General features: G+C 73.5%; 10 protein-coding genes and 1 pseudogene. 9 read left to right on the top strand and 2 right to left on the bottom strand.

Features of this window, described 5'->3' with window-relative positions; all coding sequences use genetic code 11:
• Window positions 1-189, top strand: a pseudogene (locus FPZ47_RS29050) (hypothetical protein); the annotation flags it as partial.
• A gap of 78 nt (window positions 190-267) precedes the next feature.
• Here FPZ47_RS29050 and FPZ47_RS25380 read toward each other — a convergent pair.
• The gene (locus FPZ47_RS25380) at window positions 268-1,125 is read right to left on the bottom strand and encodes an HAD-IB family hydrolase (RefSeq protein WP_144956618.1); all 858 of its coding nucleotides are present in this window, start codon (window positions 1,123-1,125) and stop codon (window positions 268-270) included.
• A 488-nt stretch (window positions 1,126-1,613) separates the two neighbouring features.
• Here FPZ47_RS25380 and ssd point away from each other — a divergent pair, with 488 nt between their 5' ends.
• From ssd to FPZ47_RS29950, 7 genes are read left to right on the top strand one after another with little or no spacing between them, the layout of a single operon-like run.
• Window positions 1,614-2,666, top strand: a complete 1,053-nt coding sequence (ssd, locus tag FPZ47_RS25375) for a septum site-determining protein Ssd (protein WP_144956633.1) — start codon at window positions 1,614-1,616, stop codon at window positions 2,664-2,666.
• Window positions 2,663-3,838, top strand: a complete 1,176-nt coding sequence (locus FPZ47_RS25370; RefSeq protein ID WP_144956621.1) for a TadA family conjugal transfer-associated ATPase — start codon at window positions 2,663-2,665, stop codon at window positions 3,836-3,838. The genes ssd and FPZ47_RS25370 overlap by 4 nt, the downstream gene beginning before the upstream one ends.
• Window positions 3,835-4,635 (top strand): type II secretion system F family protein, encoded by an 801-nt coding sequence (locus tag FPZ47_RS25365; protein WP_144956624.1) that lies wholly within the window; start codon window positions 3,835-3,837, stop codon window positions 4,633-4,635. The genes FPZ47_RS25370 and FPZ47_RS25365 overlap by 4 nt, the downstream gene beginning before the upstream one ends.
• Window positions 4,632-5,234, top strand: coding sequence for a type II secretion system F family protein (locus FPZ47_RS25360; protein WP_210420004.1), 603 nt, complete (start codon window positions 4,632-4,634; stop codon window positions 5,232-5,234). The genes FPZ47_RS25365 and FPZ47_RS25360 overlap by 4 nt, the downstream gene beginning before the upstream one ends.
• 36 nt (window positions 5,235-5,270) lie before the next feature.
• The gene (locus FPZ47_RS25355) at window positions 5,271-5,462 is read left to right on the top strand and encodes a DUF4244 domain-containing protein (protein ID WP_144956639.1); all 192 of its coding nucleotides are present in this window, start codon (window positions 5,271-5,273) and stop codon (window positions 5,460-5,462) included.
• 35 nt (window positions 5,463-5,497) lie between these two features.
• Window positions 5,498-5,788, top strand: coding sequence for a TadE family type IV pilus minor pilin (locus FPZ47_RS29955; protein ID WP_281291907.1), 291 nt, complete (start codon window positions 5,498-5,500; stop codon window positions 5,786-5,788).
• 16 nt (window positions 5,789-5,804) lie between these two features.
• A complete protein-coding gene (locus tag FPZ47_RS29950) occupies window positions 5,805-6,182 on the top strand; it encodes an Rv3654c family TadE-like protein (protein WP_342781095.1) in 378 nt (125 codons plus the stop codon).
• On the opposite strand, the gene FPZ47_RS25345 is transcribed toward FPZ47_RS29950, so the two are convergent.
• Window positions 6,126-7,157: a PAS domain-containing protein gene (locus FPZ47_RS25345; RefSeq protein ID WP_144956630.1), complete on the bottom strand. Its 1,032-nt coding sequence runs from the start codon at window positions 7,155-7,157 to the stop codon at window positions 6,126-6,128. The genes FPZ47_RS29950 and FPZ47_RS25345 overlap by 57 nt on opposite strands.
• A gap of 286 nt (window positions 7,158-7,443) precedes the next feature.
• On the opposite strand from FPZ47_RS25345, the gene FPZ47_RS29045 reads away from it, so the two are divergent.
• Window positions 7,444-7,668: hypothetical protein (locus FPZ47_RS29045; RefSeq protein ID WP_210420003.1), on the top strand; the 225-nt coding region annotated here is incomplete at its 3' end.

Genomic DNA, 7,668 nt, shown 5'->3' with positions numbered 1-7,668 from the left:
ACCCAAAGCACCGTCGACGCCTTCGAGATTCGCAATTACGCAGGCCCACAACACTTCTGCCATTATCGCGGCTATGACTCCGCGTGGGTGCCGAGAACCGTGCTGGGCGCCCGGGTCGGGAGATCGAGCCTTCTCTTCCGGATCGATCCAGGCCTTGCCGGGCTTCCGTGGTTTCCTTTGTACTACTAGACCCCTGGCGCGGCAAGGCCCGAATCCGCAAAGATCGCGAAGGCGTACCGGACGTCCGGGACCGAGGGTTTGCTGCGCTCAGACGCCGAAGCGGCGCAGCAGCGAGTAGGTGACCGCTCCGGCGGCCAGCGCGCTGAGGCCCACCGCGGCGGTGGTGGCGATCGCGGCGCCCGACGGGGCAGGAATCCGGTCGCGCAGCGACACCGGCCGGGAGAACGCCAGCACCGGCCACCCGTGCTCGACGGCCTCCTTGCGCAGGCTGCGGTCGGGATTGACCACACTGGGATGGCCGACGGCCTCCAGCATGGGCAGGTCGGTGATGGAGTCGGAGTAGGCGTAGCAGTGTTCCAGCGGGTAGCCCTCGCGGGCGGCCAACTCCTTGATCGCGTGCACCTTGCCCTCGCCGTAGCAGTAGAACGCGATCTCGCCGGTGTACCTGCCGTCCTCGACGACCATGCGGGTCGCCATCGCGTGGGTGGCGCCCAGCGCCCGGGCGATCGGTGCGACGATCTCCTCCCCGGACGCCGAGACCAGCACGACGTCCCGGCCGCACAATTTGTGCGCCGCGATCAGGTCCGCGGCTTCGGCGAACACCAGCGGGGTCACGATCTCGTGCAGCGTCTCGTTGACGATCGCCCGGACCTGTTCCACGTCCCAGCCGGTGCACATGTTCGTCATGTGGGCCCGCATCCGGTCCATCTGGTCATGATCGGCACCGGAGAGCAGGAAGATGAACTGGGCGTAGCTGGACTTGAGCACCGCGCGGCGGTTCAGCAGGCCCTGGTCGAAGAAGGGTTTGCTGAAGGCCAGCGTGCTGGACTTGGCGATGATCGTCTTGTCCAGGTCGAAGAAAGCGGCGGTGCGGGCCTGCGGAGCGCCGCCCGCACGTGCTGTCGGTGGTGCCTGCTGCCGTGCGGCCGGGTCGGAGACGGTCACCGACCCAGCATAGGTCCGGGATCGGGCGGTGCCGCGGTGTTGCCCCCAAAACAGCAGCCGAAAATACTGCCACGCACGGATGAGCTGTGTTTTTGCGCCTCAGCGTTTGATTTGGCTGGAACGACCACTTGCGTTAGTCCGCACTGTCATGTGTATAGTAAGCATTACTCGGCCTGAGCCGAGGGTGTATCAGCCCGACCCCCCGGGGCTGATGCACGACGACCCTCGCCTCCTCCCCCCCTGGCGGGGGTCGTCCCTTTTCTGGGGTGACAAATCTTCTCGCCGGCCTGTCTGGCCGATCCGTCTGCGCGTTGCGGGCGTGCGCGCGTTCCGCTTTCGTGTGCACGCACGACGGGCACGGTTGTGCACAGTTGCGTCTCTATCCACAGATGTGGCTTTGGGACTGGTGTCCCATGATCGCCGCCCCGCAAGGTGGCCGGGTGACCAGTACTGCACGCACCGCGGCGGGGTCGTCGGCCGTGTTGGCGGTGTTGACCGAGCCGTCGTTGCGCGACGAACTGGACCGGATGGCCGCGGCCGTCGGAGTCCGGATCGTGCACGCGGGTGGTGCGCCGGCGGTGAGCCGCAAGAACTGGGCGGCCGCCGCGGCGGTGCTGCTCGACGAGGCGTCGGCGCGGCGGTGCGGGCAGGCGGCGCTGCCCCGGCGCGCCCGCGTCTTCGTGGTGACCGCCGCCGAACCCGCCGCGGCGACGTGGTCGGCGGCCATCGCGGCCGGCGCCGAACGGGTGCTGAGACTGCCCGGGCAGGAGCACGAGCTCATCCGCGGACTCGGCGACGCCGTGGAAGCGGTGCGCGACGACGGGTTGCGCGGTGACGTGGTCGCCGTCGTCGGGGGGTGCGGCGGGGCGGGCGCCTCGTTGTTCGCGACCGCCCTGGCGCAGGCGTCGGCCGGCGCGCTGCTGGTGGATCTCGATCCGTGGGGCGGTGGCCTGGATCTGCTGGTGGGGTGCGAGACCACGCCCGGCCTGCGTTGGCCCGACCTGGCATTGCAGGGCGGCCGGCTGACCTGGCCGGCCGTGCGCGATGCCCTGCCCCGGCATCGCGGCGTCAGCGTGCTGTCCGGCACCCGGCGCGCTTACGAACTCGAGCCCGGGCCGGTCGACGCCGTGATCGATGCGGGCCGGCGCGGGGGAGTCACCGTGGTGTGCGACCTGCCCCGCCGTCCGGCCGACGCGGCGCAGGCCGCGCTCGATGCGGCCGATCTCGTCGTGGTGGTCAGCCCGTGTGACGTGCGCGCGTGCGCCGCCACGGCGGCGATGGCTGCGCCGTTGACGGCGATCAACCCCAACGTCGGGTTGGTGGTGCGGGGCCCGGCGCCGGGCGGCTTGCGGGCCGCCGAGGTCGCCGAGGTCACCGGCCTGCCGCTGCTGGCGGCGATGAAGGCGCAGCCGCAACTCGCCGACCAGCTCGAGCGCGGTGGCCTGCGGCCCCGGCGGCGATCGGCGCTCACGGCGGCGGCGCGCCGGGTCCTTGCCGTGTTACCGCGGGCCGGGTCGCCCCAGATCGGCGCGGCGGCGTGAGCGGCTCCCTGATCGAACGCGTACGCGAGCGGCTGGCCACGGAGTCCGCCCCGCTGGGGTCCCCGCTGCGGCCCGAGGTGGTCGCCGCGGCGATCCGCGCCGAATCCGGCGGGATGCTGGGGGACACCGAGGTGCTCGCCCATCTCCGGGTGCTCGAGACCGAACTGACCGGTGCCGGCATCCTCGAGCCCCTGCTGTGCGCGGAGGGCACCACCGACGTCTTGGTGACCGCGCCCGATGCGGTATGGGTTGACGACGGAAACGGCCTGCGCCGCACCGGGGTCCGGTTCTCCGACGAGGCCGCGGTACGGCGCTTGGCGCAGCGCCTGGCGCTGGCCGCCGGCCGGCGTCTCGACGACGCTCAGCCGTGGGTGGACGGCCAGCTCACCGGAGTCGGCGGCGCACGGTTCGCGGTGCGCCTGCACGCGGTGCTGCCACCGGTGGCGCCCGCGGGGACCTGCCTGTCGCTGCGGGTGTTGCGGCCGGCCACCCAGGACCTGGCGGCCCTGGCCGCGGCGGGCACGCTTGAACCCGAGGCCGCCGCGCTGGTCACCGGCATCATCGCGGCCCGGCTGGCCTTCCTGGTGTGCGGGGGGACCGGGGCGGGCAAGACGACGTTGCTGGCCGCGATGCTGGGTGCGGTCGCGCCCACCGAGCGGATCGTCTGCGTCGAGGACGCCGCCGAGTTGGCACCCCGGCACCCCCATCTGGTCAAGCTGGTCGCGCGCTGCGCCAACGTCGAAGGTGTCGGCGAGGTCCCGGTGCGCCAACTCGTCCGGCAGGCGCTGCGCATGCGGCCCGACCGGATCGTCGTCGGGGAGGTGCGGGGCGCCGAGGTCGTCGATCTGCTGGCCGCGCTGAACACCGGCCACGACGGTGGGGCGGGCACCGTGCACGCCAACAACCCGGCCGAGGTTCCGGCCCGGCTGGAGGCACTGGCGGTGCTCGGCGGTCTCGACCGGGCAGCGCTGCACAGCCAGCTCGCCGCCGCGCTCCAGGTGCTGCTGCACGTGGCCCGCGACGGCGCCGGCACCCGCAGGCTGACCGAGATCGCCGTGCTGCGCCCCGCGGACGGCCGGGTCCGGGCGGTCACGGCGTGGCGCGCGGGCCGGGGACTGACGGACGGTGCCGCCGAGCTGCGCCGTCTGCTGCGCGACCGGATGTCGGCATGAGTGGCCCCGCCGCCGGTGCCCTGCTGCTGGCGCTGGCGCTGCTGGCGCTGCCCGGGTCGTCGCGCCGCCTCACCCCGGGCGCTGCCGGCCGCCGGCGGGCCGGGCCGCCCGGGGCGGGCGCGGCCGGGTGCATCGTCGCGGGCACCGCCATCGCGGCCGCCGCGGCGCTGCCGTCGACGACCATCCTGGCCGGCGCGGTCCTGGGTGCGACGGCGGTCCTGCGCCAGCGCCGCCGTCGCCGCATCCGGCAGGCCATGGACGAGGGCCGAATGTTGGAAGCCGCCCTCGACGTCGTGGTCGGCGAACTGCGGGTGGGCTCTCATCCGGTGCGCGCGTTCGGCGTCGCCGCCGAAGAGACCGGCGGCCCGGTCGCGGTGTCGCTGCGCTCGGTCGCGGCGCGGGCCCGGCTGGGCGCCGACGTCGCCGGCGGCCTGCGCGCCGCAGCGGGTTCGTCGTCGCTGCCCGCGCACTGGGATCGACTCGCGGTGTGCTGGCAGCTCGCCGGTGACCACGGGCTGGCGATAGCCACCCTGATGCGCGCCGCGCAGCGCGATATTGCCGAGCGGCAACGGTTCTCGGTGCGCGTGGCGGTGGGTCTGGCCGGAGCGCGCGCCACCGCCGCCATCCTGGCCGGGCTGCCGGTCCCGGGCGTGCTGCTCGGTCAGCTGATCGGCGCGCGGCCGTTGAGCTTCCTGCTGGGCGGGCACGGCGGCGGATGGCTGTTGGTCGTCGGCTCGGCGCTGGCGTGCGGGGGGCTGCTGTGGTCGGATCGCATCACCGATCGGCTGTTCGCATGAGCGCCGCGGCCGTGCTGCTGGCCATGGCGCTGTGGGTGAGCCCCGGCCCGGCGCTGGTGCGGGCGCGCGCCGGGTTGCCCGGGCGGGCACGGGGGCCGCGGCGGAGGCCGCCGCGGGGCCGGGCACACGGCCCGGACCCGCTGGCCGTCGCCTCCAGCCTCGACGTGCTGTCGGTGTGCCTGGCGGCGGGCATGGCGGTGCCGGCCGCCGCGGCCGCCACCGCCGGGTCCGCCCCGCCCACGCTGGCCGGGGTGTTGCGCCGCGCCGCCGATCTGCTGGCGCTGGGCGCCGATCCCGTTGTGGCGTGGTCGGTTCCGGCTGATCCGCCGGCCGGGGCACCCGACGCGCAGACCGATGCGCTGCTGCGACTGGCGCGGCGGTCGGCGTCCTCCGGCGCGGCGCTGGCCGGTGGCGTCGCCGAGCTGGCCGACCAATCCCGTCATGACGCCGTGCATGCGGCCGCCGCGGCCGCCGAGCGCGCCGGGGTCCTGATCGCCGGACCGCTCGGGCTGTGTTTTCTGCCGGCGTTCTTCTGCCTGGGCATCGTGCCGGTGGTGGCCGGGCTGGCTCGCAACGTCCTGCAGTCGGGTCTGCTGTGAGAAGTGAACGAGGAGGAAAAGACATTGCTGGCCAACATGTTCCGTGCATTCCTGGCGCGCATGACCGCCCTGGCTGTCGACGAGTCGGGCATGTCGACGGTCGAATACGCGATAGGTACGATAGCCGCCGCCGCCTTCGGCGCGATCCTCTACGCCGTCGTCACCGGCGATTCCATCGTGTCGGCGCTGACCACCATCATCGGTCGTGCGCTCAACACCAAGGTGTAGCGGGCTGCGCGGGTGCGAGCACCGTCGAGGCGGCACTGGCGATCGCCGCGCTGGTCGTGGTGCTCGCGCTGTGCCTGGGCGGTGTCACGGCGGTGTCGATGCAGGTGCGCTGCGTCGATGCCGCCCGCGAGGCGGCGCGCCTCGCCGCGCGCGGAGACCAGCGCTCGGCGCTGGACACCGCGCGCCGCATCGCACCCGCGGGGGCGCGCATCCAGGTGCGTCGGGACGGGGATCTCGTCGTGGCCACGGTCGTCGCGCGTTCGCCGCTGTTGCCCGCCCTCGACATCGGTGCCAGGACCGTCTCGGCGGCCGAGGAGCCGGGATGACCGGGGGTCGGCCACCGTGGTGGCGGCCGCCATGGTCGTGGTGGTGCTGTGCGTCACGGTCGCGGGCGCCTATCTCGGCGCGGCGGTGGTCGCCCGGCACCGGGCGCAGGCGGCGGCAGACCTGGCCGCGCTGGCCGCCGCGGCCCGGGTGCCGGCGGGAGCGACGGGGGCCTGCGCACGCGCGACGGCGGTGGCCCGCCGGATGGGGGCCGCCGCGGCGCGGTGCGAGGTGGACGGCCTCGACGTGGTCGTCACGGTCGACGTGGCCGTCGGCTGGGCGGGGCTGTCCGGCGCCGCCAGGGCCGCCGCGCGGGCGGGACCCGCCGGCGCCGGACAGTCAGGTCGCCTCGCTCGGCGCCAGTCCCGCCTCGGCGAGTTCGGCGTCGCTGGGTAATCGCAGCGAGACAAGCCCGGCGTAGGTCCCCGGTTCCAGTTCCACCCGGCCGACGGTGACGTGCACGGGCACCCAGTCCGCGTCGTGCCCGGGCATCCGCAACACCCGGCTGGCCGCAGCGGCGGCGAATCCCGTTGTCATCGAAGCCAGGAGGTGCTCGTCGTCGGGATGAACGTTCGGTTTGCCCACCCAGCCGGCGCGCCAGTCATAGAACGGGCACGGCTCGTCGAGCCACTTCAGCAGGGTCCAGTTCTCGGGGTCCACGAGCGCCCGGTGAACTCCGGCCCGCGCGAGTCCCTCCAGAATCCGCTGCGCCAGGTCGTCGGTGGACACGACGGGGCCCGTGAGATTGGTGCGCCAGTTCATCGCCCGGGCGACGAGGTGTTCGCGGCCGTCGGGACCCCGCTCCAGCGCGGTGCGGGCGACGAAGCCGACCCGGATGGGCGTGCCCTGCCAGTCGGTGAGATCCCAGGTGCTGCAAAACGTCCGGTCCGGCTCGGCCTTGACCGCCATGGCCAGCACCCTGGCTTCGTTCGGGTTGAGCTCGCGGGACGGGAAGTCTTCGGCGAAGGCCCTGCTCAGGGTGACCGCGACTGCGGGGTTCTTGCCGCTGTTGGCGAGCGACTCCCGCGTGTCGGTGGCCACGCCCAGCGTCAGGTCCCACTTCAGCGGGCCGGGGATCGGGCGCGCGGGCGGTTCGGCGTCGGCGGGGCCGGTCCAGACGTGCACGCCGTGCATCCGGCCGTCAGACATCACCACAGGTTCGGTGCGGATGACGCGGTCCCGTTTGGGGGTGATGCTGTTCAGGCTCTGGCCGGTCTGCATCGACTCGGTGATCGCCGTCCGCACCGCGGCGCGGTGGGGGCTGCGGCGCAGGAAGGTTGCGACGGGAACGAGGTTTATCAGCTGCCGATCCTGCGCCACCACGGCGGGCTCGTCGCCCAGCGTCTCCACGAGCAGCCAGTCGTGGGCCATGCGAGCAGTTTACCGACCGTGCCACGCCGGACCCGACGGGCGGCCCGCCGGACCGGCCTGGCGGTTTGCCGGAATGGTCGGCGCCTTGATCGCTCGCCGCTGTGCCCGCATCGTCGCGAATGCGGACCGGTCGTGCAGTCCGACCGTTCGCCGCGCCGCGCGATGGAACGCCGACATTCCTTGCTCCGCGGACGTCGACCGTTCGAGGGGTCGGTCGTCATCCGCCGGATCGTTTTCGCTGCACGGCACCGTCGTAAGGACCGCACGTGACGGCCCGGTGATCGCGATGTCCGTGTCTTCGTGTGAAGACGGCGTACCCGGAAGCCGGCTACGTCGTCGACCCGTCGTTCCCGGGCGCGCCCACCAGCAATCCGGGCGCACCGCCGGCGCCGTCCGTGCTGCCGAGTCCGCCGTTGCCGCCGGCGCCACCGTTGCCGCCGGCGCCACCGTCGCCGTTGAGGGCCTGTGTCTTTTACACATCACCCCGCCCACGACACAGGCAGAAATAACG

Origin of the sequence: Mycobacterium helveticum, assembly GCF_007714205.1 — a bacterium.
Lineage (GTDB): Bacteria > Actinomycetota > Actinomycetes > Mycobacteriales > Mycobacteriaceae > Mycobacterium > Mycobacterium helveticum.
Note: the sequence above shows the minus strand (reverse complement) of the source record. Positions and strands in the feature narration are given on the sequence as shown.

Excerpts from the sequence above, each read along its gene's own strand:
- FPZ47_RS25365 (WP_144956624.1), top strand. The coding sequence starts at position 3,835 with ATGAGTGGCCCCGCCGCCGGTGCCCTGCTGCTGGCGCTGGCGCTGCTG.
- FPZ47_RS25360 (WP_210420004.1), top strand. The coding sequence starts at position 4,632 with ATGAGCGCCGCGGCCGTGCTGCTGGCCATGGCGCTGTGGGTGAGCCCC.
- FPZ47_RS25355 (WP_144956639.1), top strand. The coding sequence starts at position 5,271 with ATGTTCCGTGCATTCCTGGCGCGCATGACCGCCCTGGCTGTCGACGAG.
- FPZ47_RS25345 (WP_144956630.1), bottom strand. The coding sequence starts at position 7,157 with ATGGCCCACGACTGGCTGCTCGTGGAGACGCTGGGCGACGAGCCCGCC.